This is a genomic window from Prauserella shujinwangii, from assembly GCF_003001955.1.
GTDB classification, from domain to species: Bacteria; Actinomycetota; Actinomycetes; order Mycobacteriales; family Pseudonocardiaceae; genus Qaidamihabitans; species Qaidamihabitans shujinwangii.
Map to the genome: position 1 here is coordinate 181,555 of NZ_PVNH01000007.1, position 24,311 is coordinate 205,865.

The 24,311-nt window shown below is 72.3% G+C and carries 26 protein-coding genes; 15 read left to right on the forward strand and 11 right to left on the reverse strand.

Translation table 11 applies throughout. The features are described 5' to 3' along the window. The first annotated feature begins 6 nt into the window (after positions 1-6). Positions 7-1,149, forward strand: coding sequence for a bifunctional alpha/beta hydrolase/OsmC family protein (locus tag B0I33_RS18135; RefSeq protein WP_245900796.1), 1,143 nt, complete (start codon positions 7-9; stop codon positions 1,147-1,149). Between the two features lie 28 nt (positions 1,150-1,177). Here the strand turns inward: B0I33_RS18135 and B0I33_RS18140 are convergent, their stop codons facing one another. The 4 genes from B0I33_RS18140 to B0I33_RS18155 all read right to left on the reverse strand — a co-directional run bounded on the left by B0I33_RS18140 (position 1,178) and on the right by B0I33_RS18155 (position 5,172). Next, the gene (locus B0I33_RS18140) at positions 1,178-2,248 is read right to left on the reverse strand and encodes an AAA family ATPase (protein ID WP_106179986.1); all 1,071 of its coding nucleotides are present in this window, start codon (positions 2,246-2,248) and stop codon (positions 1,178-1,180) included. Positions 2,249-2,276: 28 nt separating this feature from the next. After that, positions 2,277-3,314, reverse strand: a complete 1,038-nt coding sequence (locus B0I33_RS18145) for an aliphatic amidase (RefSeq protein WP_106179987.1) — start codon at positions 3,312-3,314, stop codon at positions 2,277-2,279. 34 nt (positions 3,315-3,348) lie between these two features. Next, positions 3,349-3,981, reverse strand: coding sequence for an AmiS/UreI family transporter (locus tag B0I33_RS18150; RefSeq protein ID WP_106179988.1), 633 nt, complete (start codon positions 3,979-3,981; stop codon positions 3,349-3,351). 117 nt (positions 3,982-4,098) lie between these two features. Then, on the reverse strand, positions 4,099-5,172 hold the full coding sequence (locus B0I33_RS18155) for a substrate-binding domain-containing protein (protein ID WP_106179989.1): 1,074 nt from the start codon (positions 5,170-5,172) through the stop codon (positions 4,099-4,101). A gap of 104 nt (positions 5,173-5,276) precedes the next feature. Here B0I33_RS18155 and B0I33_RS18160 point away from each other — a divergent pair, with 104 nt between their 5' ends. From B0I33_RS18160 to B0I33_RS18170, 3 genes are all read left to right on the forward strand, one after another. Further along, the gene (locus B0I33_RS18160; protein WP_106179990.1) at positions 5,277-5,717 is read left to right on the forward strand and encodes a MarR family transcriptional regulator; all 441 of its coding nucleotides are present in this window, start codon (positions 5,277-5,279) and stop codon (positions 5,715-5,717) included. 121 nt (positions 5,718-5,838) lie between these two features. Continuing rightward, a complete protein-coding gene (locus B0I33_RS30000) occupies positions 5,839-6,060 on the forward strand; it encodes a hypothetical protein (protein WP_181193347.1) in 222 nt (73 codons plus the stop codon). 266 nt (positions 6,061-6,326) lie between these two features. Beyond that, positions 6,327-7,679: a DUF2252 domain-containing protein gene (locus B0I33_RS18170; protein ID WP_106179992.1), complete on the forward strand. Its 1,353-nt coding sequence runs from the start codon at positions 6,327-6,329 to the stop codon at positions 7,677-7,679. A gap of 12 nt (positions 7,680-7,691) precedes the next feature. On the opposite strand, the gene B0I33_RS30005 is transcribed toward B0I33_RS18170, so the two are convergent. Together B0I33_RS30005 and B0I33_RS18175 are read right to left on the reverse strand one after the other, a co-directional pair. Then, on the reverse strand, positions 7,692-7,844 hold the full coding sequence (locus tag B0I33_RS30005; RefSeq protein WP_181193348.1) for a hypothetical protein: 153 nt from the start codon (positions 7,842-7,844) through the stop codon (positions 7,692-7,694). Between the two features lie 114 nt (positions 7,845-7,958). Beyond that, positions 7,959-8,210, reverse strand: a complete 252-nt coding sequence (locus tag B0I33_RS18175) for a hypothetical protein (RefSeq protein WP_181193349.1) — start codon at positions 8,208-8,210, stop codon at positions 7,959-7,961. 175 nt (positions 8,211-8,385) lie between these two features. Here B0I33_RS18175 and B0I33_RS18180 point away from each other — a divergent pair, with 175 nt between their 5' ends. Further along, entirely contained in the window at positions 8,386-9,180 is a 795-nt protein-coding gene (locus B0I33_RS18180) for a PPOX class F420-dependent oxidoreductase (protein WP_106179993.1), read from the forward strand. A 15-nt stretch (positions 9,181-9,195) separates the two neighbouring features. Here the strand turns inward: B0I33_RS18180 and B0I33_RS18185 are convergent, their stop codons facing one another. Together B0I33_RS18185 and B0I33_RS18190 are read right to left on the reverse strand one after the other, a co-directional pair. Then, positions 9,196-9,858 carry a response regulator gene (locus tag B0I33_RS18185; RefSeq protein ID WP_106179994.1) on the reverse strand — a complete coding sequence of 221 codons (663 nt, stop codon included), beginning with the start codon at positions 9,856-9,858 and terminating at the stop codon, positions 9,196-9,198. A gap of 107 nt (positions 9,859-9,965) precedes the next feature. Further along, complete coding sequence (locus tag B0I33_RS18190; RefSeq protein ID WP_106179995.1) at positions 9,966-10,496, reverse strand: CGNR zinc finger domain-containing protein; 531 nt, start codon at positions 10,494-10,496, stop codon at positions 9,966-9,968. Positions 10,497-10,574: 78 nt separating this feature from the next. On the opposite strand from B0I33_RS18190, the gene B0I33_RS18195 reads away from it, so the two are divergent. Beyond that, positions 10,575-11,135, forward strand: coding sequence for a putative glycolipid-binding domain-containing protein (locus tag B0I33_RS18195; protein WP_106179996.1), 561 nt, complete (start codon positions 10,575-10,577; stop codon positions 11,133-11,135). An 86-nt stretch (positions 11,136-11,221) separates the two neighbouring features. Here the strand turns inward: B0I33_RS18195 and B0I33_RS18200 are convergent, their stop codons facing one another. Then, entirely contained in the window at positions 11,222-12,394 is a 1,173-nt protein-coding gene (locus B0I33_RS18200) for an epoxide hydrolase family protein (RefSeq protein WP_106179997.1), read from the reverse strand. 103 nt (positions 12,395-12,497) lie between these two features. Between B0I33_RS18200 and B0I33_RS18205 the strand changes: the two genes are divergently transcribed. The 8 genes from B0I33_RS18205 to B0I33_RS30010 all read left to right on the forward strand — a co-directional run bounded on the left by B0I33_RS18205 (position 12,498) and on the right by B0I33_RS30010 (position 21,039). Continuing rightward, on the forward strand, positions 12,498-13,073 hold the full coding sequence (locus B0I33_RS18205) for a CGNR zinc finger domain-containing protein (RefSeq protein ID WP_106179998.1): 576 nt from the start codon (positions 12,498-12,500) through the stop codon (positions 13,071-13,073). Positions 13,074-13,144: 71 nt separating this feature from the next. Continuing rightward, a complete protein-coding gene (locus B0I33_RS18210; RefSeq protein WP_106179999.1) occupies positions 13,145-13,639 on the forward strand; it encodes a GNAT family N-acetyltransferase in 495 nt (164 codons plus the stop codon). Between the two features lie 146 nt (positions 13,640-13,785). Continuing rightward, positions 13,786-15,042, forward strand: a complete 1,257-nt coding sequence (locus tag B0I33_RS18215; RefSeq protein ID WP_106180000.1) for an esterase/lipase family protein — start codon at positions 13,786-13,788, stop codon at positions 15,040-15,042. A gap of 13 nt (positions 15,043-15,055) precedes the next feature. Beyond that, on the forward strand, positions 15,056-16,108 hold the full coding sequence (locus B0I33_RS18220; RefSeq protein ID WP_106180001.1) for an alpha/beta fold hydrolase: 1,053 nt from the start codon (positions 15,056-15,058) through the stop codon (positions 16,106-16,108). A 323-nt stretch (positions 16,109-16,431) separates the two neighbouring features. After that, complete coding sequence (locus B0I33_RS18225; protein WP_106180180.1) at positions 16,432-16,887, forward strand: Hsp20/alpha crystallin family protein; 456 nt, start codon at positions 16,432-16,434, stop codon at positions 16,885-16,887. Positions 16,888-16,966: 79 nt separating this feature from the next. Then, on the forward strand, positions 16,967-17,467 hold the full coding sequence (locus B0I33_RS18230) for a YflT domain-containing protein (RefSeq protein ID WP_106180002.1): 501 nt from the start codon (positions 16,967-16,969) through the stop codon (positions 17,465-17,467). Between the two features lie 25 nt (positions 17,468-17,492). Further along, positions 17,493-18,350, forward strand: coding sequence for a metallopeptidase (locus tag B0I33_RS18235; RefSeq protein ID WP_106180003.1), 858 nt, complete (start codon positions 17,493-17,495; stop codon positions 18,348-18,350). A gap of 103 nt (positions 18,351-18,453) precedes the next feature. After that, on the forward strand, positions 18,454-21,039 hold the full coding sequence (locus B0I33_RS30010; protein WP_181193350.1) for an alkaline phosphatase D family protein: 2,586 nt from the start codon (positions 18,454-18,456) through the stop codon (positions 21,037-21,039). A gap of 11 nt (positions 21,040-21,050) precedes the next feature. On the opposite strand, the gene B0I33_RS18245 is transcribed toward B0I33_RS30010, so the two are convergent. Then, positions 21,051-22,073 (reverse strand): TerC/Alx family metal homeostasis membrane protein, encoded by a 1,023-nt coding sequence (locus B0I33_RS18245; protein ID WP_106180004.1) that lies wholly within the window; start codon positions 22,071-22,073, stop codon positions 21,051-21,053. Positions 22,074-22,182: 109 nt separating this feature from the next. On the opposite strand from B0I33_RS18245, the gene B0I33_RS18250 reads away from it, so the two are divergent. Continuing rightward, positions 22,183-23,271, forward strand: a complete 1,089-nt coding sequence (locus B0I33_RS18250) for a carboxylate-amine ligase (protein ID WP_106180005.1) — start codon at positions 22,183-22,185, stop codon at positions 23,269-23,271. 274 nt (positions 23,272-23,545) lie between these two features. Here B0I33_RS18250 and B0I33_RS18255 read toward each other — a convergent pair whose 3' ends face one another. Next, entirely contained in the window at positions 23,546-24,181 is a 636-nt protein-coding gene (locus B0I33_RS18255; protein WP_106180006.1) for a GntR family transcriptional regulator, read from the reverse strand. Between the last annotated feature and the right edge of the window lie 130 nt (positions 24,182-24,311).

Consider the following 24,311-nt stretch of genomic DNA (forward strand, 5'->3'; position numbering starts at 1 on the left):
GCGCCGGTGGCGGTGCCACCATGGGGCGATGAGATCGTCCAGGACGGCACCGAGGGCAGGCCGCCGATGACGGCGTTCCGGATCGAGGGGGCCGAGGGCAGGCCACTGACCGCCAGGCTCGACCTGCCCGGCACCGAGCCGCGCGCGTACGCCCTGTTCGTGCACTGCCTGCCGTCCGGCACGGGCTCCGCGGCCGAGGTCGTCACCCGCGCGCTGACCGCCGCGGGCGTCGGTGTGCTGCGCATCGCCTGTGACCGGCCAGGCGAGTTCACCACCGAACGCGGGTTCGGTGCCACCGTCGCCGACCTCGTCGCGGCCGCGCGGCGCCTGCGCCGCCGGTACGCGGCGCCCACCCTGCTGGTCGGGCACTCGCACGGCGGTACGGCACTCCTCGCCGCCGCCCACCGGCTCGCCGACGTCCGCGCCGTGGTCACGATCGGCGCGCCGTCCGGTCCACCGCACGCCGACCTCTCCGACCGGATCGCTCGGCTCGGCGCGGCGCTGCTGGTGCTGCACTCGCCGGTGGACGCGGAGGTCGGTATCGAGCACGCGCGGGAGATCTTCGAGGCTGCCCGCCACCCCCGCTCGTTCCTCGCGCTCGACGGAGCCGACCACCATCTCACCGGGACGGCGGACGCCGCGTTCGCCGCGTCGATGCTCACGGCGTGGGCGGTGCGGTACCTGCCCGCACCCGCGGCGGCCGAACCGGAGGAGGGCCGCGTCGTCGTCGCGGAGAGCGGGGCGGGGCCGTACGGTCAGCACCTCACCGCGGGGCACCACGCGCTCACCGCCGACGAACCGCCGCCCGCCGGCGCGGGCAGTGGCCCTTCGCCGTACGACTACCTGCTGGCCGGGCTCGGCGCGTGCACGTCGATGACGGTGCGGATGTACGCCGACCGCAAGGGGTGGCCGCTCGACGGCGTCACCGTGTCCCTGCGGCACTCGCGTGTCCACGCGGCGGACTGCGCGGACTGCGAGACGACGTCGGGCCGCATCGACCGGATCGACCGCGTGATCCGGATCGACGGTGGTGACCTCGACGATGAGCAGCGCGCCAGGCTGCTGGAGATCGCCGACCGGTGCCCGGTGCACCGCACGCTGCGGTCGGAGACGGTGATCCACACCGAGGCGGCCCCACCTCGTGCGTGAGGAACCTCGTTCTCGCCGCGGTCTTCACTCACGAGCGCGGGCCGGCTTCCACCGGGTGCGCGACGGCGGTCAGGCGGTCACCGCTGACCTGGACGGTGACCCGCACCGGCCCGGTGCCCTCGGGCCGCACGCGCAGGACCTCCGCGGCGACCGGGGCGGCCAGCTCCACCCGCAGGCAGCGGCGCAGCGCCCGGGCCCCGTAGACGGGATCGAACCCGCGCCGGGCGAGCCACCGGACGGCCTCGTCCGCGAGGTCCAGCCGGACCCCCCGACCGCGCAACCTGCGCCGGAGCGACCCGATCTCCAACCGGGTGATCGCCAGTGCGGTGCCCGCGTCCAGCTCGGCGAACTCCACCACCTCGTCGATCCGGTTGAGGAACTCCGGATCGAAGAACGCGGTCACCGCCCGGGAGACCACCGCGCGTTCGCGGCCGGACGCGAGCCATCGCCACCGGCTCGCCCGCCGCCGCGCCAGCTCGGCCGAGCCGAGGTTGGACGTGAGGAACACGAAGCTGTTGCGGAACGAGATCGTCTGCTGCCCGCTCGCGAGCCGCAGCACCCCGGTGTCGAGCACGTGCAGCAGCGCGCGCAGGACGGTCGGATGAGCCTTCTCCACCTCGTCGAACAGCACGAGGCCCGGCGTGTACGGATCCCCCTCCACAGTGGATCGATCGAAGACGCTGAACGCCTCCTTGCTGCCCGCGTAGCCTGGTGGCGCTCCACTGAACGAGGCCGCGTAGTGCTCCTGGGCGAGCGCGCTCATGTCCACCCGGCAGAGGTCGTCGGGCCCGGACCGCAGCTCCGCGGCCACCCGCCGCACCAGCTCCGTCTTGCCCACGCCGGTCGGCCCGACCAGCAACAGGTTCGCGAGCGGCCGGTCCTTCTCGTGCGCGCCCGCGCGGGCCAGCGTGACGGCGCGCACGACCGCCGCCACCGCGTCGTCCTGCCCGAGCACCCGGGACCGCAGCCGGGCGGCCACCGCCGAGGGCGACCGGTCGTGCGCGTCTCCCTCGGCGGCGGTTCCGGCGGACCCGGCGGGCCCGGTGTCGGTCGCCCGGTGCCGGTTCTGCTCGTGGAACATGTCGGTCAGGTACGGCATCGGTCCACTCCGGACACAGCCGGCATGCTCACGCCTCCAGGGTCCGCTCGACCGGGAGCGAGCCGACCCGGCACTCCGCGACGCCGACGGTGTCGCGGGTGATGGCCTCCACGTTCTCCCTGGCCTTCCGGGCGTCGGTCACCCAGAGCTTGTAGAAGTCGAACGGGCAGTCGGCCACACCCGACTCGCCGTCTCCGGCCGCGTGCACGCCCGAGTACCCGCGGTGCAACAGCTTGAACAGGTGGTTCTGTGACTGGTCGTAGGTCCGGGCATCCCGCAGGGCGGACAGCGAGAGCTGTGCGTACTGGATGCCGTACTCCTCCTCGCCGGTCTCGCCGAGCGTCCGGCCGTCGAAGCCGATGATCGACGAGTGCCCGAAGTAGGAGTACACACCGTCGAACCCGGCCGCGTTGGCCACGGCCACGTAGCAGTTGTTGGCCCACGCCATCGCCTTGGCCATGAGCACCTGCTGGTCCTTCGCGGGGTACATGTAGCCCTGGCAGCGGACCACGAGCTCGGCGCCCTTCATCGCGCAGTCGCGCCAGATCTCGGGGTAGTTGCCGTCGTCGCAGATGATCAGCGAGATCTTCATGCCCTTCGGTCCCTCGGTGACGTAGGTGGTGTCGCCGGGGTACCAGCCCTCGATCGGGCACCAGGGCAGGATCTTGCGGTACTTCTGCACGATGTCGCCGCGGTCGTTGATCAGGACGAGCGTGTTGTAGGGCGGCTTCGCGGGGTGGTCCTCGTGCCGCTCGCCGGTGATGGAGAAGACACCCCACGTGCCGGCCTCCCGGCACGCCGCCGCGAAGATGTCCGTCTCCTCGCCGGGCACGGTCGCGGCGGTCGCGAACATCTCCCCGGGGTCGTACATGATCCCCTGGGTCGAGTACTCGGGGAAGACGACGAGGTCCATTCCGGGCAGGCCGCTCTTCATGCCGACGACCATCTCGGCGATCCGGCGCGCGTTGTCGAGCACCTCGGCCTTGGTGTGCAGCCGGGGCATCTTGTAGTTGACCACCGCGACGCCGACGGTGTCGGGGCTCGCGGAGATGTCGCCGTGTCTCATGGGTTTCTCCTTCTGTTGACGGGTCCTGCGGAGGTCAGGCGGTGGTGGCCGCGGCGGGCGCCGGGGTGGCGGTTTCGGCCCCGCGGGAGCGGGCGAGCAGCGCGGCGAGGGCGACGAGCGCGACGGCGGCCGCCGCGGCGAGCAGGCCGGTCCCGGCGTTCGACCGGTACGCGCCGGTCATCGCGAGGAACGCGGGAAGGGTGCAGGTGGGCTGGCTGAGCAGGACGACGGCCCAGCCGGTGAACCGCGTGAGCTCCTGCCTGCCGAGGCCGAGCACGAGGAAGAACAGTGTCCACAGCAGAGCCCACGCCAGCCAGATCACGCCGAAGACCGGATCACCCTGACGCCAGAAGGACAGTCCCGCGTAGACGACGGCACATCCGGCGACGAACAGCGAGAACCAGCCGACGCCCTCCGGTTCGAGCCGTGCGAGGTTCGCCACCCCGACGTAGAGGTAGGTGAAGCCGAACAGGTACAGCCCGGACGCGGCGAGGATCGCGTCCCCGTCGCCGCCCGCCCGCACGATCAGCACCGTTGGCGTGACGCACTGCAGGGCGCCGACGAAGAGGTTGAGCGCACCGGCCGACCTGGCGGGCACCCGCCCCAGCAGCATGAGCCCGTTCACGAGCAGGACGGCGCCGACGTAGAGCAGACCGACGTTGTTCATCGTGGCCTCCCGGACCGGGTCTCCGCCGAACCGGCGAATCGATTTCAATCGGTGTATTTCCAGATGAAAGTAATTGGGCCGGCGGCGGCCGTCAAGGTCCGTCCGCGCGGGACGGGCTCAGAGGCGGGTGACGACGTCGAACTCGTAGCCGTCGGCGACGGCGAGATGCACGTGCTGGCTCGCCTGCGGGCCGTGGAACTCGACGGTGCCGCGGGGGCCCTCGAACGCGGTGCCGTCGATCGCCGCGTTCAGCGCGCGCAGATCGGGCGTTCCGGCTCTGCGCAGCAGCCGGTCGAGCGTGTGCAGCCCCTCGTAGCAGGACTCGGCGGCGTTGTTCAGCGGGGGAGCGGTCGGTCCGTGCAGGTCCACGTAGGAGCCGAGCAGGTCCATCGCGCCGGGGGAGACCAGCGACCGGAAGTAGCCCGCGGACACGAACAGGTTGGCCGTGTTCGCCTCCCCGCTGGCGATCAGCATGTTCTCCTCCATGAGCGGGCTGAACCGCACCAGCCGCTCGTGCAGCCCCGCGGCCGCGAAACACCGGTTGAACTCGACCGCGTCCTGCCCGACGAGCAGCATCAGCACGCCGTCGCACGTCGTCCGGCGAACCAGGTCGACGGCGCGGCTCATGTCCGCGGTGCCGAGGCCGACGAACGTCTCGCCCGCGATGCGCAGGCCGAGCTCGTGCGCGTACCGGCGGACGGCCGCCGTCGACCCGCGCGGCCAGACGTAGTCGTCGCCGACGACGAACCAGCTTCGGGCTCCGACGTGGTCGCGCAGCCAGCGCAGCGCGGGGGCGATCTGGCAGCGCGGTGTCTCCCCGGAACAGAACACGCCGGGCCTGCGTTCGCCACCCTCATAAAGCGACGTGTAGACGTACGGCACGCGGCCGGCCAGGACCGGCACGAGCGCGTTGCGGACCGAGGAGATGTGCCAGCCGGTCACCGCGTCCACCGCACCGCGGTCCACCAGCCCGCGCAGCTCCGCCGCGACCTGCTCGGGTGGCCCGCCGCCGTCGACGACCTCGACGGTGACCTCACGGCCGAGGATCCCGCCGCGCGCGTTGAGCTCGCGCACGGCGAGCTCGGTGATCGCCTCGCAGGAAGGGCCGAACAGGCCGGCCGGTCCCTGCAGCGGGATCACCAGCGCGACGCGCCAGAGCGCGCACTCGCGGATGACCGAGCCGGTAGCCATGAGGTCTCCGAACGGACGCCGGGCCGCCTCCCCGTCGACGGGAACAGTTTCAGCTGAAAGTCTTACAATCGGAAGGGAATCCGCGCAAGGGTGAGGGCAGGCCGATGGATGTACGCGATGCCAGGGACACCGGCGACGCCACCGCCGGGCCGCGGCTGAGCAGCTCGCTGGCCAGGGCGGCGCGGGCGGTGACCGCGCGCGTGGAGCAGGTGCTCCGGAGCGAGAACGTCACCTTCGACCAGTGGCTGGTGCTCGACGCGCTCGCCGCTGAGGGCGGGCTCACGATGTCGGAGCTGACCGCGCGGACGCTGGCGACGGGGCCGACGCTGACGCGCGTCGTGGACCGCCTGGTCACGGTGGCGGCCGCCTACCGCGAGGTCGACCTCGACGACCGCCGCCGCGTGCGCGTGCACCTGAGCACGCGCGGCCGCGCCCAGCACGCGCGCCTCGCCGGCCGGGTGGCCGAGGTGGAGGAGGAGATGCTCGGCAGCCTGAGCCGTACCGGCCCGCTGTTCACCGCGCTCGACCGGCTCGGCGACGGCTGACCGTGTCCGCGACCTGCGCACGTGTGCCTGCGTCGCGCGATGCGGACACGCGTCCACAGGTCGCGGACACGCGTGCACAGATCGCGGACACGGGTGCGCAGCCGGCGGACACGGTGGCGCGTTGCCGGGCGGCGGCCCGCTCGGTCACCGCCAGCACCAGCGCCACCTCCTGCGCCACATCCCGCGCCGCACCTCGCAACCGGCGATACTCCGCCAGCGTCTCCAGCAGCAACGCCTGATCGCGCGCCACCCGTGCGGCGAACTCCTCAGCCCGGCGCAGCAAACCCTGTTCGGCGATACCGGAACCACCGTCTCCGTCATCGGTTCTCCCCAGCCGAAGTGAGCACCACCGACGCTAGCGATGTAGCGAGTCAGGTGCACCACTGACACGGGTGGAGATGGAGACTACGGAAGGTCATGTACGACTGTCCTTTATGGATAGACGACGGCCCGCTGCCTTGGTCATCCTATGAGGACGTCAGGTGGCAACCCTCCGGGATGCGCAAGACAACAGTCGCCGGATCGTTGCGATCTTGTTCCGTGCGGGGCGGCGAGACGAGGGTAGGATCGGCGCGGACCGCCGAAGTCGTCCTGATTGGCAGCCGCGAGATGACCGACCTGGCCAGAATGCTCGACGCCGAGGACCACACCGCTCGCCGACGGCGCATCGTCGACACACTGGTCGACGCGTTCGCCGACCTGATGACCGCCGCGCCGGCGGCGTTCCGCACCAAGTTCCGCAAGATGGCCGCGGGTCCGTTCGCGTTCTACCGGGGCAGCGCGTGCCTCTTCTACGCCGACGTCGTCCGGCTGCCCGATCCGTGGGCCGACGACCGCACGAGCCGGGTGTGGATCCAGGGTGACCTGCACGCCGCCAACTTCGGCACGTACATGAACAGTGAAGGCAAGCTCGTTTTCGACGTCAACGACTTCGACGAGGCCTACCTCGGGCACTTCACGTGGGACCTCGGACGCTTCGCCGCGAGCGTCGCGCTGCTCGGCTGGAGCAAGGCACTGCCCGACGCCGAGATCGAGCACCTGGTGCGGCACGCAGGCAACGCGTACGTCGACCAGGTGCGCCAGTTCGCGACCCGGCAGGGCGACGCGGAGTTCTCCCTCCACCTCGGTAACACCGAGGGCGTGATCCGGCACATCTTGGAGAAGGCGCGCCTGGGCAGCCGCAACGACCTCCTCAACGAGGTCACCGAGACCGAGGGCTACGACCGCGTCTTCCGGGACAAGCCCGGGGTGCGCAGGCTCGGCGATGCCGAGCGCGAGCTGGTGACCGAGGCGTTCGCGCGTTACCTCGACACGATCCCCGCCGACAAACGGATGCGGGGTGTCGCCTACAACGTCAAGGACGTCGTCGGGCGCAGCGGCTTCGGCATCGGCAGCGCCGGACTGCCCGCCTACAACGTCCTCATCGAGGGCCGCAACGAGGCGCTCGACAACGACATCGTCCTCTCGATCAAGCAGGGCAACGTCGCCGCGCCGTCGCGCGTGGTGCCCGACGAACGCATCCACGAGTACTTCCACCACCACGGGCACCGCACCGCGGTGTCCCAGCGGGCGCTGCAGGCGCACGCGGACCCGCTGCTCGGCTACACGGAGCTGGGCGGGGTCGGCTTCGTGGTCAGCGAGCTGTCGCCGTACGAGTCGGACCTCGACTGGAGCGAGCTCACCGAGCCGGAGGACATGGAGCCGGTCCTCGACTACCTGGGCCGTGCGATCGCGAAGGTGCACTGCGTGTCGGACTCCGACTCCGACCATTCGCTGGTGCCGTTCCAGACCGAGGACGCGATCATGAACGTCATCAGCGGCCGCGAGGCGGAGTTCACGGCGTGGCTCAGCGACTTCGCACTCGACTACTCCCGCATCGTGCGCGACGACTACCGGCTGTTCATCGACGCGTTCCGCAACGGCGAAATCGCGGGGCTCCGCTCGACGCGGCACGCCCGCTGACGGCGGCGGCCGCTACTCGCGGCCTCGCACGATCGTGGGTTCGAAGCCGTCGTCGTCCAGGTGCTCGGCGCGCATGACGGGGACGGGCACGGTGTGCTCCCCGGCCTCGTCGGCCGTCGCGCCACCGGCCGCCCGAGGCTCGCCTCCCCTCGTGCTCGTGGTCATGCCGTCAGTCACCCTTTCCGTTCGCCGTGGGGATCGTCCTGTCCTGCGTATCGCCACGGCGGCCCGAAGTGTTGCGCAGATCACTCCACCGGGTGCAACGGTCAGCGGGACGGCTCAGGCGGCGGCCACCGTGCCGCCCAGCAGGACCCGCCCGGCCTCGGTGAGGACCGCGGGAACCCGCTGGCCGACGAGCCCCGGGCGGCCGGGCCGGACGAGCCCGTCGTGGGTGAGCGCGTGCGCCGCGTACTGGTCGCAGCACGGCACGCCGTCGACGAACAGGTCCGGTTCGCTGCTGCAGGACACCTGCCCGCGGCCTGCGGCGACGGCGCGGAGCATGGCCAGTGTCCGGTGGTTGGTGGTGTCCATGTCGGGCTCCCTTCGCATCGGCTCTACCGGTACGTCGAACCCGGCGGCCGGATCTCGACATCCTCCGGCTGCGACTTCTGCGGCCGCCGGCCGGTTCCCGCCGCTGTCACGTTCCGGCGGGCTGTCCCGTCCACTGCTCGGACGCGAACGGGCGGAATCCGGAAGGCGGGCGACGATGACGGCAGGACGATGGTTCGGGACGGTCACCACCGGGGTGCTGGGGCTGGCGACACTCGGCGTGGGCGCGTGGTCACTGGCCGCGCCCGCGTCCTTCGCGGAGTTCGCGGGCTTCGAGGTCCACGTGCACTTCCTGCACGACCTCGGGGCGTTCCAGCTCGGCCTCGGGGCAGGCCTGCTGCTGGCGCTGGTCTGGGCGGACGCGCTCGCCACGGTGCTCGCCGGGTTCCTGCTGGCCAACACCGTGCACACGGTCAACCACGTCGTCGACCTCGACCTGGGCGGGGCGCCGTGGCAGGCGTGGGTGCTGGGTGCCGCGTCGGTGTTGCTCGCCCTCGCGCTCGTGCTGCGGCTGCGGGCGCTCGGCTTCGTCGTCGGCGCGGTGTCGCCGGCTGCCGTGCCCGGACTCGCGCCGTTCGTGCGGCAGAAGACGGTCGCGCTCACCACGTACCGCCGTGACGGCACCCCCGGCCGCAGCCCGGTCAGCATCGCCGTCGACGGTGACCGCGCCTACGTGCGCAGCTTCGAGGCTTCGCTCAAGACCAGGCGGCTGCGCCGGGACCCGAGGGCCGAGATCGCGCCCTGCACCGGGCGGGGCAGGGCGCTGCCCGGGGACACGGTGCCCGTGCGGATGCGGCTGCTGGACGGGGCGGAGTACCGGCACGCCGCGCGGGTGCTGCGCCGGAAGTATCCGCTGCTGCACGGGGTCCTGGTCCCGCTGGCGCACCGGCTGCCGCGCCCGCGCACCGGCCGTACCGTCCACTTCGAAGTCACCGTCGACGGTGGCCGCTGAGCGAGGTGCCCGCGCTCAGGCGAGTCCCGCGTCGTGCGCCAGCAGCGCGATCTGGGTGCGGTTGCCGAGCGCGAGCTTGGTGAGGATGTGCGAGACGTGCGCCTTCACGGTGGCCACGCTCACCGACAGTTCCCTGGCGATCTCGGCGTTGGTGTGGCCGCGGGCCACGGCGAGGACGACCGCGTGCTCGCGCGGGCTCAGCTCCGCGAGAGCCGTCCTGGCCCGCTGGGCGGAGTCGGCATGGACGACTGCCCGGTCCATGAGCCCGCGCAGCACCCGGGGCGACAGGATCGGGTCGCCGGCCGCCACGCGGTGGATCGCGTCGACGATCTCGGGCGGTGGCGTGTCCTTCAACAGGAACCCGTTCGCCCCCGCGCGCAGCGCACCCAGGACGTCGTCGTCGGAGTCGAAGGTGGTCAGCACGACGACCTCGGGCGGGCGCGGCCTGCGGCGCAGGGCCCGGGTGGCGGTGGCACCGTCCACCCTCGGCATGCGGAGGTCCATGAGCACGACGTCGGGGGAGTGCGCGTCGACCACGCCCGGCACCTCGTCGCCGTCGGCGGCCTCGCCGACCACCGCCAGCCCGGCGGCGCCGTCGAGCATCATGGACAGTCCCGCTCGCACGAGCGCGTCGTCGTCCACCACCACGACGCGTACCGGCCGGTTCACGCGGGCCATGGTAGCCAGGCGCGCAGCCGGAACTCGCCCTCGGCGCTCGCCTCGCCCCGCTTCGCTGCGGTGGCCGACGCGATCGCGGCGTTCGCCGCGCGGGTGACCGGGCGCGGCTAGTGTCCGGCGCGGGCGGCTCGTTCGCGGTGCCTGCGGACCTTGGCGATGCTGCCGCAGGACCGGCCGTCCGGGCCGCCCGCGGTCATGAGGCACCATCGCTTGCGGCCGTTGCGCGTGTGGTCGTAGAAGACCCAGCGGCAGTCCGGGCACGCCTTCAGCCGGGGCCAGCGCCCGTCGGCGACGGCGCGCAGCACGGCGGCCAGCAGCTCGCCCGGCGCCCCGCCCTCGTGCCGGAACGTCAGCGCGCCCCCGGACACCCGCACTCCCAGCCCGAGCTCCGCGATCCAGGCGTTCAGTACATCGTCCACACCGGACGATCCTTCGACCGCGGCCCGCAGGTCGTCCCTCAGCCCGCGCACGGTCTCCGCCTCGGTGGCGGTGAGTCCGTGCTGTCGCGCGTAGCCGGCGAACCGGTCGGTGGGCTCCCGGGTGTCGTTGGGCACGAGCCAGCTGTTCAGCAGCTCCCGGACGCGTTCCAGCTCCCCGGGCGCCTCCTGCCGGTGCGGTCCCGGCGCGGGGTTAACCATCAAATCAGTTTAGCGGTTGCACGGCGGTGGTGCCGAGGCTAACCTGCTAAAAAATTTGACGGTTAACGCGGAGGGTTCATGAGCACCGACGTGATGTGGTCCTCGCTGGCCTGGCCGGGATCCGAGCACGTCCGCTGCACGCACGACGGGCGGTGGCACGCGGACGGCGCGGCCGTGCACGCGCTGCCCGGGGGACCCGCGCGGGTGGGCTACCGGGTGGTGGCCGACGCGGACGGCCGGACCAGGCAGGTGTCGATCGAGGTCACCGGGCGCGGCGCACCCGCCCGGCTGGTCCTCTCCGGAGACGGGCACGGCGGGTGGACGGATGCGGCGGGCGGGCACCTGCCCGCGCTCGACGGCTGCCTCGACATCGACATCTCCTGCACGCCGCTGACCAACACGCTGCCCATCCGGCGGCTCGGCCTCGCCGTGGGGGAGAGCGCCGACCTGCTCGTCGCCTACGTGCTGGTGCCCGGGCTGGAGCTGAGCGCCCAGCGGCAGCGCTACACCCGCCTGCCCGGCACCGGATCCGCCCCGGCCTACCGGTACGAGTCCGGCGACTTCCGGGCCGACCTCGCCGTCGACGGCGAGGACCTGGTGGTCGACTACCCCGGGCTGTGGCGGCGGGTGCCGGTGTGACCGGCCCGGTCGGCGATCGGCACGGCCGTACTCGATGACCACGCCGCACCCGTCCCCGGGTCGCGCAGGGGCCCGGACGACGGGGCTCACCGGCCGGCGGCCAGCACGGCCGCGAGACCTTCGCGGAGATCGTTGACGTAGTGGCCGGGCACCTCCAGCGACGGGAAGTGCCCGCCGGCTTCGGGTGAGCTCCAGCGGACGATCTGCCGGTAGCGCTCCTGCGCCCAGGGGCGGGGGCACTTCTCGATGTCGCGGGGATACATGGTGATCGCCGCCGGGACGTCGACCCGGAGTTCGGGGTCGAGAGAGTTGTGGCTTTCGTAGTAGATGCGGGCCGACGATGCGCCGGTCCGGGTCAGCCAGTACAGGGTGACGTCGTCAAGAATCCTGTCTCGGGAGATCGTCTCGAACGGGCTGTCTTCGGTGTCCGTCCACTCGGCGAACTTGTCGAGGATCCAGGCGAGCAGCCCGACGGGTGAGTCGACGAGCGAGTAGCCGATGGTCTGCGGCCGGGTCGCCTGCTGCTTCGCGTACGCCGCACGGTGGCGCCAGAAATCGCGGGTTTCCTCGGTCCACCTGCGCTCGACCGCCGTCAGCCCGTCCGTGGTCAACCCGGGCGGTGCCTCCGCGAACGTGCTGTGGATGCCCAGCACGTGCGCCGGGAACCGGCCACCGAGAACCGTGGTGATGTTGCCTCCCCAGTCGCCGCCGTGGGCGGCGAACTCGCGGTAGCCGAGCCGTCCCATCAGTTCCACCCAGGCGGCCGCGATCTTCTCGGTCCCCCACCCGGTGGTGGTCGGCTTGTCGCTGTAACCGAAGCCCGGCAGCGACGGGACCACGACGTGAAACGCCGGCACGTCCGCGTCTTCCGGATCGGCCAGCTCGTCCACCACATCGACGAACTCGGCGATGCTTCCCGGCCAGCCATGCGTCACGAGCAGGGGAGTGGCGTCCGCGCGCGCGGATCGGCGGTGCAGGAAGTGGATTCCCAGATCGTCGATGGTCGTGCGGAACTGGCCGATCCGGTCGAGGCGCGCCTCGAACGACCGCCAGTCGTACCCGGTGCGCCAGTAGTCCACGACCTCGACGAGGTCGGCGAGCGGAACGCCCTGGTCCCATCGGCGCGGGCCCGGCGCGGCGCGATGGACGGTCTCGGCTTCCGGCAACCGGGCCGCGGCCAGTCGCGCGCGCAGATCATCGAGCTCGGCATCCGTCGCGCGGGCCTCGAATGCCTGCACGTCACGGGTTGATCGGGGCATGGGGCCTCCTGACCGTCGTGGAACCGGCTACCACCTATGGCGAACCGGCTTAGACGGTTCTACCACAGACGCCCGACGGTATGGAACCTGCTATGGTGGTTCCATGTCTGCCGGGTTCCCTGACTTCCGCCTCGGCAACGTGCTGGCGACCAGCTTCACGGCGACGCTGACGGAGCGTCGCGGCGACGCCGTGGAGCGCATTCCGACGCCGCAACGGCTCGTCGACTGGCTGACGGTGAACGGTCTCGCCGTGGAGTCGTGCACCCCTGCCCAGCTCGAACTCGCCCGGGAACTGAGGGAGGCCATTCACGCCGCCGCGACCGCGACCGCGGTCCACGACGCGCTCCCCGCGTCCGCCGTCGACGTCATCAACGACCGCAGCGCTCAGGGCCGGGCGGCGGCGATCCTGACGGCCGAGGGCAACCGGCGATGGCGGCTGAGCTCGCCGTCCCGCGTGGAAGACGCCCTGGGCGTCATCGCCGCCGACGCGATCAGCATCCTCGCAGGCGAACGCGACGGAAGGCTGGCCCTGTGCGCGTCACCGACCTGCCGAGCCGCCTTCTTCGACACCAGCCGAAGCCGCACCCGCAGATGGTGTGACATGAACACGTGCGGGAACCGTCAGAAGAAGGCACGCTTCTACGCCAACCAGCGCCGGAACCCCGGAACGGCACGGTAGTTCGCCGAGTCGCCGAACCGCCGGGTGGTCGTAGGCTGACCCGGCCACGGTGCCGGAACCCGGGAGACACGATGGACGAGCAGCAGACCCGGATCGAGCTGCGCCCGGCCCGGCCGGAGGACGCGGGCGCGATCGCGGAGATCTGGTGCGCGGGCTGGTCGGACGGCCACCGGGGGAACGTGCCTGACGAGCTGGCCGCCGCCCGTACCGAGGAGTCGTTCCGGGCCAGGGCGCCGCGGCGGGTCGGTGACGCCGCCGTCGCGGTCGTGGCCGGTGAGGTCGCCGGGTTCGTCATGGTCGTCGGCGACGAGGTGGAGCAGGTCTACGTCGCCGCGGCGCACCGGGGCGGGGGTGTGGCCGCCGCGCTGCTCGACGAGGCGGAGCGCCGGGTCGCCGCATCCGGCCACGACCAGGCCTGGCTCGCCGTCGTGCCCGGCAACGCGCGGGCTCGGCGGTTCTACGAGCGCCGGGGATGGACCGACGAGGGCCCGTTCGAGCACGCGGCGGAAGGACCGGACGGGCCGATCACGGTGCCCTGCCGCCGCTACACCAAACAGGTCGGCTGAGCGGCAGGCGCGGTCGAGCGCCGATGTGGTGCCGTGCCACGCATCGCCGGGGCGTGGGGTGGTGCACGTCCACATTGACGGCCGCCGCACCCACTGGCGAAGGTACTGATTGCCCGTTTCGTCCGCGCGCTCGCCGAGGATGCCGAATGCGTCTGCCGAGAATCCTGCTCGCCGTCCTGCTCACGCTGACCGCGGGCCTCGCCCTGCCCGGCGGCGCCGCGGCCGCGGCGGAACCGTCCTACCTCGTCCGCGAGGCCACCTTCACCACCGTCGCGAACGGCTGGGACCGCGTGGACCGCTACCGCGACACCACGAGCGGCTTCCGCGACGAGCAGTACCCGCCCGACGGCCGCGGCGACCAGGACGGCCAGCGCCGCACCTTCTTCGGCGGGGTGGCCAAGCCCTCGTCGTCGCGGTTCCTGCTCTACTCGGCGCCGGGCTGGAACACCGGCAGCCGGTCGGCGGTGCTGCTCGTGCACGGGGCCAACGACAACCCCGACCGCGCGTGGGCCAATCCCGGCGAGTCCGGCGACTTCGGCTGCGGCTCCGCCAGCTGCCCGGCCACCGGCCTCATGCAGCAGCTGAGCTCGCGGGGGCACCGCGTGTTCGCGATCGGCTTCGCGCACAAGCAGGGCGACAACCTCCAGCAGGCCCAGCAGGTCGGCGACGCCATCGCGATCATCAGGGCGCGGCTCGGCGTGAACGCGGTCGACGTGGTGGGCTGGAGCAAGGGCATGATGTCGGCCCGCATGTACGTCGCGTCGGTGCGCCCGGCCTGGGGCCGCCCGTACGCGGGTGACGTGCGCAGGCTCGTCCTGCTCGGCGGGCCGAACGGGGGCTACGACTACCCGTTCGCGCACGGCTGGGCGCACGACTTCTCCATCTGGCCCGAATGCGGTGGCACGATCAACGCGCCGAGCCCGCACACGCGGATGACCTGCTACGGGCGCTTCACCTACCACCCGGAACTGTCGATCACCCCGGCCGACGGATTCGACGCCTACCCGGGGCAGCGGCAGATGCTCGCCCGCTGGGACGGCGTGTACGGCGTGAACACCGCGGCCCAGGACTGGTACACCACGTACTACGGCGGGCAGGGTTTCTACACCGCGGGCCCCGGCATCCAGGCCGCCATCGACGCCGGTTCCCTCATCGGCCGCATCCAGTCGAGCCCCACCCCGGCGAGTGTGCCCGTCTACCTGCTCGCCGGTGGGTCCCCCGACGTCGTGGGTATCTGGAACGAGACCAGGGGCCCGAGCGACGGCGTGGTGTTCGTGTCCAGCGCCCTCGACACCACCGGGATCCGCACGGTGGGTGGCACCGCGCTGGTCGGCTCGGCGAACCATCTCCAGCTCGGCTGGGCGTCCGCGGTCACGCAGGCGGTCGCGAGCTGGCTGTCCTGAAAGGATCGATCCCATGGCCGACCTGCTCGGTGGCATCACCGCCCGCACCGTCGAAACCGACCGGCTGAACGTGCGCGTGCTCGAGGTGGCGGGACGCACCGGCACGCCCGTCGTCTTCGTGCACGGCAACGTCTCGTCCAGCCTGTTCTGGCAGCGGGCGATGCTCGACCTGCCCGGCGAGTTCCGGCCGCTCGCCGTCGACCTGCGCGGCTTCGGCGGCACCGACCCCGAGCCGGTCGATGCCACTCGGGGGGTACGCGACTACTCCGACGACGTCGCCGCGACGATGGCGGCGCTCGCCCTCGGCTCCGCGCACCTGGTGGGCTGGAGCCTGGGCGGCGGGGTCGTGCTGCAGCTGCTGCGCGACCGGCCGGAGCTGGCCCGCACGGTGACCCTCGTCAACCCCGTCTCGCCGTACGGCTTCGGCGGCACGCGGGGCACCGAGGGCGAGCTGGTCGACGGCTCCGGCGCTGGATCCGGGGCCGGCGGCGCCAACCCGGACTTCGTGCGGCTGCTCGGGGAGGGCGACCGGACGGCGGACTCGCCGCTGTCGCCCCGGCAGGTGCTGCTCTCCTGCTACGTCAAGCCACCGCTGCGGCCGGAGCTGGAGGACACGTTCGTGGAGTCGATGCTCAGCACCCGCGTCGGCGAGGCGCACTATCCCGGGGACACCGTGCCCGCCGACGCGTGGCCGGGAGTGGCGCCGGGCCGGTCCGGCGTGCTCAACGCGCTGGCGCCCACCCATTTCCGGCTCGACGACCTGCCCACCGTCACGCCGAAGCCGCCGATCCTGTGGCTGCGCGGCGCCGACGACCAGATCGTCTCGGACACCTCCCTGTTCGACCTCGCCTACCTGGGCTCGATCGGCGCGGTGCCGGGCTGGCCGGGGGAGGACTCCCACCCGCCGCAGCCGATGATCGCCCAGACCCGCGCCGTGCTGGAGCGCTACGCGGCCGCCGGAGGTCGCTACGACGAGGTGGTGTTCCCCGACACCGGGCACAGCCCGCACATCGAGCGGCCCGCCGAGTTCGCCGCCGCGCTGCGCGACTTTCTCGGCAAGGAGTAGCCCGGCCCCGGCACGCGTGTCCGCGGTCTGCGCACGCGTGTCGGCGGTCTGCGCACGCGTGTCGGCGGTCTGCGCGCGACGCCGCGGGCATGGATGGCGGACACGGGTACATGGATGGCGGACACGGGTACATGGACGGCGGACACGCGTGCATGGATGGCGGACACGCGTGCTGAGACGCCGCCCCCAGTGCAGGAAAACTGAGCAGGACATGCTCAACTTTGGGAACAAAGTGGGGCTCACCTTCGTCGTTACGAGTGGAGGCCCGCCCGGGGGCGGGCCGGACACCGACGTGACATCCGTCTGCGATGGAGGTGATCGTCATGGCACTGCCTGCTGTCCGTTCTCCGCGCGAGGTGGGCCGTGGGGACCCGTTCCGTGAGTTCGAGGACCTCTACGGCCAGCTCGGCCGCTGGATGAACTCGATGTTCGCCGGTCTCGACGACGGCTGGCGGAGCTGGTCGCCGCTGGCCGACGTGACCGAGACCGACGATGCCTACGTGGTCGACGTGGAGCTGCCCGGAGTCAAGCGGGACGACGTGTCGATCGAGCTGACCGGAACCGAGCTGACCATCCACGGTGAGCGCAAGGAGCGGGAGCGCCAGGGCTGGTTCCGGCACCGCACCCGCCGCACCGGCCAGTTCCACTACAGCGTCACCCTGCCGCACGACGTCGATGCCGACCACGTCGACGCGAGGCTGGAGGATGGCGTGCTGACGGTGCGGGTGCCGAAGACCGAGTCGGCCAGGCCCCGGCGCATCGCCATCTCCGGCAGGTGATCCGGCAGCCGACGGCGGGAGCGGCGCCGCGCCCCGGCCGCCGCCCCGCCGCGTCACCAGCGGTCGAGGGGAGTGAGCCATGACCACGTTCGCGGTACCGCCGGAGGTGGTGAACCCGCCGACACCACCCACCGGCTGGCCCATCGGCGCGTACGCGACCTACGAGGAGGCGCAGCGCGCCGTCGACTACCTGGCCGATGCCGACTTCCCGGTGGAGGACGTGACGATCGTCGGCGTCGAGCCGCTGATCGTCGAGCGGGTCACCGGACGGCTGACCTGGCCGCGCGTCCTCGGCGGCGGTGCCGCGTCGGGTGCGTGGTTCGGGCTGTTCGTCGGTCTGCTGCTCAGCGTGTTCACCGCGGGCCCGCTGCTGCCGCCCCTGATCACGGGGCTGCTGGCCGGTGTGCTGTTCGCGACCGCGTTCGCCGCGGCCGGGTACGCCGCACTGCGCGGGAAACGGGACTTCGTGTCCAACACGCAACTGGTCGCGGGTCGCTACGACGTCCTGTGCCAGCCCCGGCACGCCGAGCGCGGCAGGGACCTGCTCGGCAGGCTGGCTCTGAGCGGGCCCCCGCGATGACGATCGGCCAGAACAGGAGGGGAGAGTGACCGTGTCCGACAGCCGCGCCGACCTGGTGCCGCTGCGCACCGACTTCGACGTCAGCTGGCGCGGCTACGACCGACACCAGGTGCGGCACTTCGTCGACGGGGTCGAGGACGACCTGCGCCTGCTCACCACCGACCGGGACGCCGCCGTCGCCACCGCCGAGCGGCTCGCCGCACAGCTGGAGACGCTGCGCGCGGACAACGAGCGGCTGCGGGCCCGGCTCGACCGGCTCTGCCGCACACCGGTCGACCCGGAGGCGCTGGACGAACGCCTGCGCCGCCGGGTCGAGCTCGCGCAGGCGGAGGCCGCCGAGATCACCGCACGGGCGCAGGCGGAGGCCGAGCGCACGTGGGCCGCCGCCCGGCAGGCCGCGGGCAGGCTCCGGGGCCGCACCGAGCAGCTCCTCGCCGCGCTGGACGAGCGGCGCGAGGAGATGGAGCGCGAGCACCGCGAGCTGATCCGCCGCACGCACGAGGAGATCACGGCGCTGCGCCAGGACGCCGAGCGGCGGCGGAGGGAACTCGACGAGGAAGCGGCCCGGCACCGGGAGCGGATCCGGCACGACTTCGAGACCGCGATGGCCGCGCGCCGGGCGGAGGCGCTGCGCGCGATCGCGCGGGAGCGGGCCGACGCGCAACGCCGGGCCGAGCGGCTCGTCGCCGACGCCGAGGCCCAGGCCGCCAGGATGGTCGCCGACGCCCGGCGCCAGGTCGACGCTCTGCACCGGGTTCGCGACCAGGTCGCCGATCGCGTCCGCGCCGCCCGCGCGGCGCTCGCCGACGCCGCGCCGCTGCTGTCCGCGGAACTGCCCCGGCCCCGGGAGGGCGAACCCGCGGCGCTCGCCGCGACCGCGTGACGGGGGTTTCACTCCACAGTGGCCTGCGGGACATCTGGCCGACGCCTGGTCAGGGCAGGGTCTTCCGCCGACGGTAGCTCGAACGTCCGGCGAGGAGGATCCGATGTCCGCAAGCGGCAGAGACGACGGCGACCACGGCAGGCGGTTCGGCAGGCGGCGTTTCCTGGAACTCGGCGGGGTGAGCACCACCGCGCTGCTGCTCGGCACCGGCGCCGTGCACAGCGGCGCGGCGCACGCCTTCCCACCGCGGCTGGGGAACCCGTTCACCCTGGGCGTGGCCTCCGGTGACCCCTTGCCGGACGGGGTGGTGCTGTGGACCCGGCTGGCTCCCGACCCGCTGGCGGCGGACGGCCGTGGGGGCATGCCCGCCGAGCCGTTCGGCGTGCGTTACCAGGTCGCCGAGGACAGGGAGTTCACCCGGATCGTGCGCCGGGGAGCGGTCGAGGCCACGCCCGAACTCGGGCACAGCGTGCACCCCGAGATCACCGGGCTGCGGCCGGGCCGCGAGTACTTCTACCGCTTCCTCGCGGGCAACGCGGTCAGCCCGGTCGGGCGGACCCGGACCGCGCCGGCCCCGGGAGCCGCCGTCGGCAAGGTGACGTTCGGGCTCGCATCGTGCCAGGCGTGGACCGGCGGCCGGTACGCGGCGTACCGGCACATGGCCGACGACGACCTGGACTTCGTCGTGCACGTCGGCGACTACATCTACGAGGGCGGCTCGACCCGCACCCTCGCCGACTTCCGCCTGCTGCACGCGCGGTACAAGACGTCGCCGGACCTGCGGGCGGCCCACGCCGCGTTCCCGTTCGTCACGACGTTCGACGACCACGAGGTGGACAACAACTGGGCTGGCGACGTCCCGCAGGACTCCACGCCGGACTTCCGCGAGCTCAGGGCGAACGCGTTCCAGGCCTACTACGAGCACCTGCCGCTGCGGATCCACGCGCGGCCCTCGGGCGCGGACATGACCCTGTACCGGTCCCTGACGTTCGGCGACCTGCTGTCGCTGGCGGTGCTGGACACCCGCCAGCACCGCACCGACCAGGCGGACGGCCGGTTCATCGCACCCCGCGACCCGGACGCGCTCGACCCCGCGCGGACCATGACCGGAGCCGAGCAGGAACGCTGGCTGTTCGACACGCTCGCCGGCTCGCGGACCCGGTGGAACGCGATCGCCCAGCAGACCATCATGGCGTTCTACGACTACGACCCCGGCCAGGGCGTGAGCATCAACCACGACCAGTGGGACGGTTACGCCGCCGCCCGCGACCGGCTCTTCGCGTTCCTCACCGAGCGCCGTCCGTCCAACGTGGTCGTCGTGTCCGGCGACTGGCACTCCTCGTGGGTGAACGATCTCAAGACGGACTTCGCCGATCCGGCCTCCGAGACGCTGGCCACCGAGTTCGTCGGCACGTCGATCAGCTCGGGGTGCGGCTGGCGGGACGACGTGGCCGCCGCGCTCGGCGCCAACCCGCACGTGAAGTTCTTCGACGGCGACTTCCGCGGCTACACGCGGTGCACGGTGACGCCGGAGGAATGGCGCACCGACATCCGGGTGGTGAACCATCCCGCCGACCCGGACGGTCCCGCGTTCACCCTGGCGTCGTTCGCCGTCGCCGACGGGGTGCCCGGTGCGCGGCGCCTCGACGACGCGGGCGACGGCGTCGTGGGCCGGGTCACCGACGGCACGGACGGGACGCCGCTGGCGAGCGTCGCCGTCCAGGCCAGGGACACCGCCGGCACGGTGGTCGGCACCGGCACCACCGGCGCCGACGGCGAGTACCGCCTGCTCGTCACCGAGGGGACGTACGAGGTGGTCGCCACGGCGGGCTGCTACGAGACGGTCACGCGGACGGTCACCCTGCGCGCGGGCACGCTCGCGCGGATGGACCTGGCGCTGCCGCGCGTCGCGGGTGCCGTCGCCGGCACGGGCAAGCGGCTCGCGGGGGCGCGCGTGGAGGCGACCGAGTCGGACATCGTGCTGGAGAACGCGGAGCTGGCGCTGGCGGTCGCGGCCGTGACCGAGGACGGGCAACTGCTCGGGACCACGCGCGGCAAGGTGCTGGACATGGCCGTGCGCGGGCACGCCGACCAGCTGGACTGGATCAACCTGACCTACGCCTCGGCCGCCCAGCCCGACGGTACCGAGGCGTGGCAGCAGGTCAGCGTCCGCAACGAGCGGGTCGAGATCGTCGAGGACGGTCCCGCCCGCGCGGTGGTCCGCGCCGCCGGCGCGTCCAGCGACTTCCCGGCGCTCGTGGTCGAGACGACCTACACGCTGCGGCCGGACGTGCCGTGGGTCGTCGCGGAGACCGTGTTTCGCAACACCGGCGGTGACACGGTCTCGGCGTGGGTCGGCGACGCGATCGACCACGACGGCGCGGGACAGCGCAGTGGCGTCGCGGGCCACGGCACGATCAGCACGCCCTACGGCAGCCCCCGCCGCTACGTGCCCACGGAGCCGTGGATCGGCATGACCGGAACCGACCCGCAGACCTACGGCCTGGTCTACGACGCGAACCCGCCCGGGCTGCTCGCCGCGGCCACCGGGAACTGGGTGCTGAGCATGCTGCCCGTGGACATCGCCCCCGGAGCGGAGTTCACCCTCGCCCGGCGGGTCGTCGCGGTGGACCACGGCGGCGCCGCCGACCCGTTCGCCGTGCTGGCCCGGCTCTACCGCGCGGGCTGACCGGCGGCGCGCTACCGCCCGCCCTCCCGGTCGGCCGAGTCCTGCGGCCGGGAGGGGTGGGCGCGCAGCGAGCCGGGGTGGGCCTTCGCCGTCGGGTCGCGCCGGGTCTTGACCAGGCTCGCGACGGTGACCACGGCCAGCACGACGACGATCACCCCGAGGCTGAGCAGGGTCGGGATCTCGGGCACGCGCTCGCTGATGTCGGCGTGCGCCCAGTGCAGGATCAGCTTGACCCCGATGAACGCCAGGATCAGCGACAGCCCGGTGGACAGGTAGACCAGCCGGTCGAGCAGGCCCTTCACCAGGAAGTACAGGGCCCGCAGGCCCAGCAGCGCGAACGCGTTCGCGGTGAACACGATGTAGGGCTCCTGGGTGATGCCGAAGACCGCGGGAATCGAGTCCAGCGCGAACAGCAGGTCGACGCTGCCGATCGCGATCAGCACGATGAGCAGCGGCGTGACCATCCGGCGGCCGTCGGTGCGGGTGACGATCCTGCCGTCGACGTACTCGTCGGTGACCGGCAGCACCCGGCGGGACGCCCGCACCATGACGTTGTCCTCGACGTCGGGATCCTCGTCGCGGTGCCGGAACAGCTGCACCGCCGTGTAGATCAGCAGCAGCCCGAACAGCAGGAACATGAACGAGAACAGCGAGATCAGGGTGGCGCCGAGCGCGATGAAGATCGCGCGCATGATCAGCGCCAGCACGATGCCGAACGTGAGCACCTTGTGCTGGTGTTCCTCCGGCACGGCGAAGGTCGTCATGATGATGACGAACACGAACAGGTTGTCGACCGAGAGGCTCTTCTCGACGAGGTAGCCGGTGAAGTACTCGGTGCCGAGTTCGCCGCCGTGCGCCAGGGTGAACCACACGCCGAACAGCACCGCGACGAGGATGTAGAACACCGACCACGCGGTGGCCTCGCCGAACCCGACCCGGTGCGGCCGCACCGCCGCGAGCACGAGGTCCACGGTCAGCAGGACCACGATCAAACCGACCGTGGCGACCCAGGTCACCACCCCGATGTCGAGCATCCGCTCCCTCCGTGCCGATCTCCCGACGTCACCTTGCCACAACCGGAACGGGCCCGCCGGGTGATGGACCGGTCCTGTTTCGCTGCGGTGTGAGCGGATAGTCCTCACCATGATCGGGAACGGACTGACCGTGGGCGTCGAGGAGGAGTTCCTGCTCGTCCGGGAGGACGGGCGGCTGGCGCGGTCCGGACCGGAGGTGGTGGGCGCCTCCGGGCAGCCGGGAGGCCAGCTGCAGGAGGAGATCACCCGCACCCAGGTCGAGTCGGCGACCACCGTCTGCACGAGCGGGGAGCAGCTGCGGGAGCAGCTGAGCGGGCTGCGGGCCGAACTGGCCGCCGAGGCCGCGGCGCGGGGACTGCGGCTGCTGCCGAGCGGGACTCCGCTGCTGCCGGAGTCGGAGTCGGCCGGTATCACGCCGCGGTTGCGGTATGAGCGGATCGCGGCGCTGTTCGGCGCGGTCACCGGGGTATCCACGAACTGCGGCTGCCACGTGCACGTCGGCATCCCCGACCGGGCCACCGGCGTCGAGCTCAGCAACCGCCTGCGGTGCTGGCTGCCGGTGTTGCTGGCGCTGTCGGCGAACTCGCCGTTCGTGGACGGTTTCGACAGCGGGTACAGCAGCTGGCGCTACGTCCGGTGGGCGCTGTGGCCCTCGGCGGGTGCTCCGCCCGTGTTCGAGTCCGTGGCCCAGTACGACGACAGCGTCGGGGAGATGCTGCGTTCCGGGGCGATCCTGGACCGGGGAATGGTGTACTGGGACATCCGGTTGTCGGACAAGCAACCCACGCTGGAGTTCCGGGTCGGGGACGTGGCCGCCACCGCCGACGAGGGGGCGCTGTTCGCGGTCGTCGTCGCGGGTCTGGTCGCCAGGGCGCTGGCGGACCTGGAGCGCGGCAGGCCCGCCGCGTCGCCCCGCCACGAGGTGCTGCGGGCTTTTCTCTGGCGCGCCGCGCGGGACGGCCTCGCGGGACTGTGCCCGAGCCCGCTGACCGGTGAGCTGCTGTCCGGGGACGCGGTGCTGGCGCTCGTCGGCGAGTACGTGCGGCCGGTGCTGCGGGACGACGACATCGAGTTCGTGCGGTCGGTACTGGACCGGGTGGCCAGGGACGGCGGCGGAGCCGATCGCCAGCGCGCCGCCTACGCGCGCGGCAGGCGGCTGACCGACGTCGTGAACGCCCTGGTGTGGCCGCAGCGGTGAGCCGGGCCGCGGCTCGGAGTCCTCCCGGCCACCGCTCGACGCGCCGCGAGTGCCGCGTTCCCGTCGGCGAGTGCCGCGTTCGGCGCCGCGAGTGTGCCGTTCCGGTCCGCGAGTGCTGCGTTTTGCTCCGCGAGTGTCCCGTCCCGGTCCGCGAGTGCTCCGTCCCAGTCCGCGAGTGTCGGGCTCGGGCCGCGCGGTTGCGGTGCGGCCTTCGACCGGTGCGGTGGCCACCTCCTCGAGGTGGTACTGCCCCGGTTCCCGCGTCGTACGGCGCTCAGATCCCGGCGAAGCCCTTGACCAGCGCCGTCGCCACCTCGTCGAGGTGGTGGTGCATCAGCTCCCGCACCTTGTCGGCGTCCCTGCCGCGGAGCGCCTCGACCAGGCGGCGGTGCGCGTCGAGCTCCTCGGCGGAGGTGATGTGGTCCTCGACGTTGGGCAGGAGGAAGTGCAGCCGCCGCACCTCGTCGATCAGGTTCTCCAGAATCCGGCGGGTCCGGCTGCTCCCCCCGATGCCGGCGAGCGCGAGATGGAAGCGGCGCGCCGCGTTCAGGGCCCGCTCCAGGTCGGTCCCGGCGTCGGCCTGCTCGGTGACCAGCGCGTCGAGCTCGTCCAGCTGGGCGGGAGTGGCCGAGCGTGCCGCCTGCGCGGCGAGCGTGGGCTCGAACAACCGCCGGATACCGAAGATGTCCCGGACGTCGCTGAGCTCGACCGGGCGCACGAGGTAGCCCTTGCGGGGCAGGACCAGGACCCATCCGTCGTGGGCGAGCAGACGCAGCGCCTCGCGCACCGGCGTCTTCGACACCCCGAACTCCGCGGCCAGGTCCCCCTCGTACAGCACGTCGCCCGGCGATCGCTCCACGCGGAGAATCTGTGCCTTCAGCTGATCGTGCACGGTGTCGGTGAGGGACACGGAGCGGCTCCAGAGCGTGGCGCGGACGGGACGCCGGGAACCCTACCACAGATATATCTCTGAGACACTTGAGAAGTAATTTTGGATATGTCACGGTGATGACCACTCGTCAGCCGACGTGGGAAGGGGC

What these genes read in the sequence shown, in the direction of transcription:
- B0I33_RS18220 (WP_106180001.1), top strand. Translation starts at nt 15,056, where the DNA reads ATGGCCGACCTGCTCGGTGGCATCACCGCCCGCACCGTCGAAACCGAC.
- B0I33_RS30005 (WP_181193348.1), bottom strand. Translation starts at nt 7,844, where the DNA reads ATGACCACGAGCACGAGGGGAGGCGAGCCTCGGGCGGCCGGTGGCGCG.
- B0I33_RS18175 (WP_181193349.1), bottom strand. Translation starts at nt 8,210, where the DNA reads ATGGACACCACCAACCACCGGACACTGGCCATGCTCCGCGCCGTCGCC.
- B0I33_RS18210 (WP_106179999.1), top strand. Translation starts at nt 13,145, where the DNA reads ATGGACGAGCAGCAGACCCGGATCGAGCTGCGCCCGGCCCGGCCGGAG.
- B0I33_RS18205 (WP_106179998.1), top strand. Translation starts at nt 12,498, where the DNA reads ATGTCTGCCGGGTTCCCTGACTTCCGCCTCGGCAACGTGCTGGCGACC.
- B0I33_RS18225 (WP_106180180.1), top strand. Translation starts at nt 16,432, where the DNA reads ATGGCACTGCCTGCTGTCCGTTCTCCGCGCGAGGTGGGCCGTGGGGAC.
- B0I33_RS18145 (WP_106179987.1), bottom strand. Translation starts at nt 3,314, where the DNA reads ATGAGACACGGCGACATCTCCGCGAGCCCCGACACCGTCGGCGTCGCG.
- B0I33_RS18150 (WP_106179988.1), bottom strand. Translation starts at nt 3,981, where the DNA reads ATGAACAACGTCGGTCTGCTCTACGTCGGCGCCGTCCTGCTCGTGAAC.
- B0I33_RS18155 (WP_106179989.1), bottom strand. Translation starts at nt 5,172, where the DNA reads ATGGCTACCGGCTCGGTCATCCGCGAGTGCGCGCTCTGGCGCGTCGCG.
- B0I33_RS18215 (WP_106180000.1), top strand. Translation starts at nt 13,786, where the DNA reads ATGCGTCTGCCGAGAATCCTGCTCGCCGTCCTGCTCACGCTGACCGCG.
- B0I33_RS18140 (WP_106179986.1), bottom strand. Translation starts at nt 2,248, where the DNA reads ATGCCGTACCTGACCGACATGTTCCACGAGCAGAACCGGCACCGGGCG.
- B0I33_RS18170 (WP_106179992.1), top strand. Translation starts at nt 6,327, where the DNA reads ATGACCGACCTGGCCAGAATGCTCGACGCCGAGGACCACACCGCTCGC.
- B0I33_RS18250 (WP_106180005.1), top strand. Translation starts at nt 22,183, where the DNA reads ATGATCGGGAACGGACTGACCGTGGGCGTCGAGGAGGAGTTCCTGCTC.
- B0I33_RS18185 (WP_106179994.1), bottom strand. Translation starts at nt 9,858, where the DNA reads ATGGCCCGCGTGAACCGGCCGGTACGCGTCGTGGTGGTGGACGACGAC.
- B0I33_RS18180 (WP_106179993.1), top strand. Translation starts at nt 8,386, where the DNA reads ATGACGGCAGGACGATGGTTCGGGACGGTCACCACCGGGGTGCTGGGG.
- B0I33_RS30010 (WP_181193350.1), top strand. Translation starts at nt 18,454, where the DNA reads ATGTCCGCAAGCGGCAGAGACGACGGCGACCACGGCAGGCGGTTCGGC.
- B0I33_RS18245 (WP_106180004.1), bottom strand. Translation starts at nt 22,073, where the DNA reads ATGCTCGACATCGGGGTGGTGACCTGGGTCGCCACGGTCGGTTTGATC.
- B0I33_RS18200 (WP_106179997.1), bottom strand. Translation starts at nt 12,394, where the DNA reads ATGCCCCGATCAACCCGTGACGTGCAGGCATTCGAGGCCCGCGCGACG.
- B0I33_RS18190 (WP_106179995.1), bottom strand. Translation starts at nt 10,496, where the DNA reads ATGGTTAACCCCGCGCCGGGACCGCACCGGCAGGAGGCGCCCGGGGAG.
- B0I33_RS18195 (WP_106179996.1), top strand. Translation starts at nt 10,575, where the DNA reads ATGAGCACCGACGTGATGTGGTCCTCGCTGGCCTGGCCGGGATCCGAG.
- B0I33_RS18230 (WP_106180002.1), top strand. Translation starts at nt 16,967, where the DNA reads ATGACCACGTTCGCGGTACCGCCGGAGGTGGTGAACCCGCCGACACCA.
- B0I33_RS18160 (WP_106179990.1), top strand. Translation starts at nt 5,277, where the DNA reads ATGGATGTACGCGATGCCAGGGACACCGGCGACGCCACCGCCGGGCCG.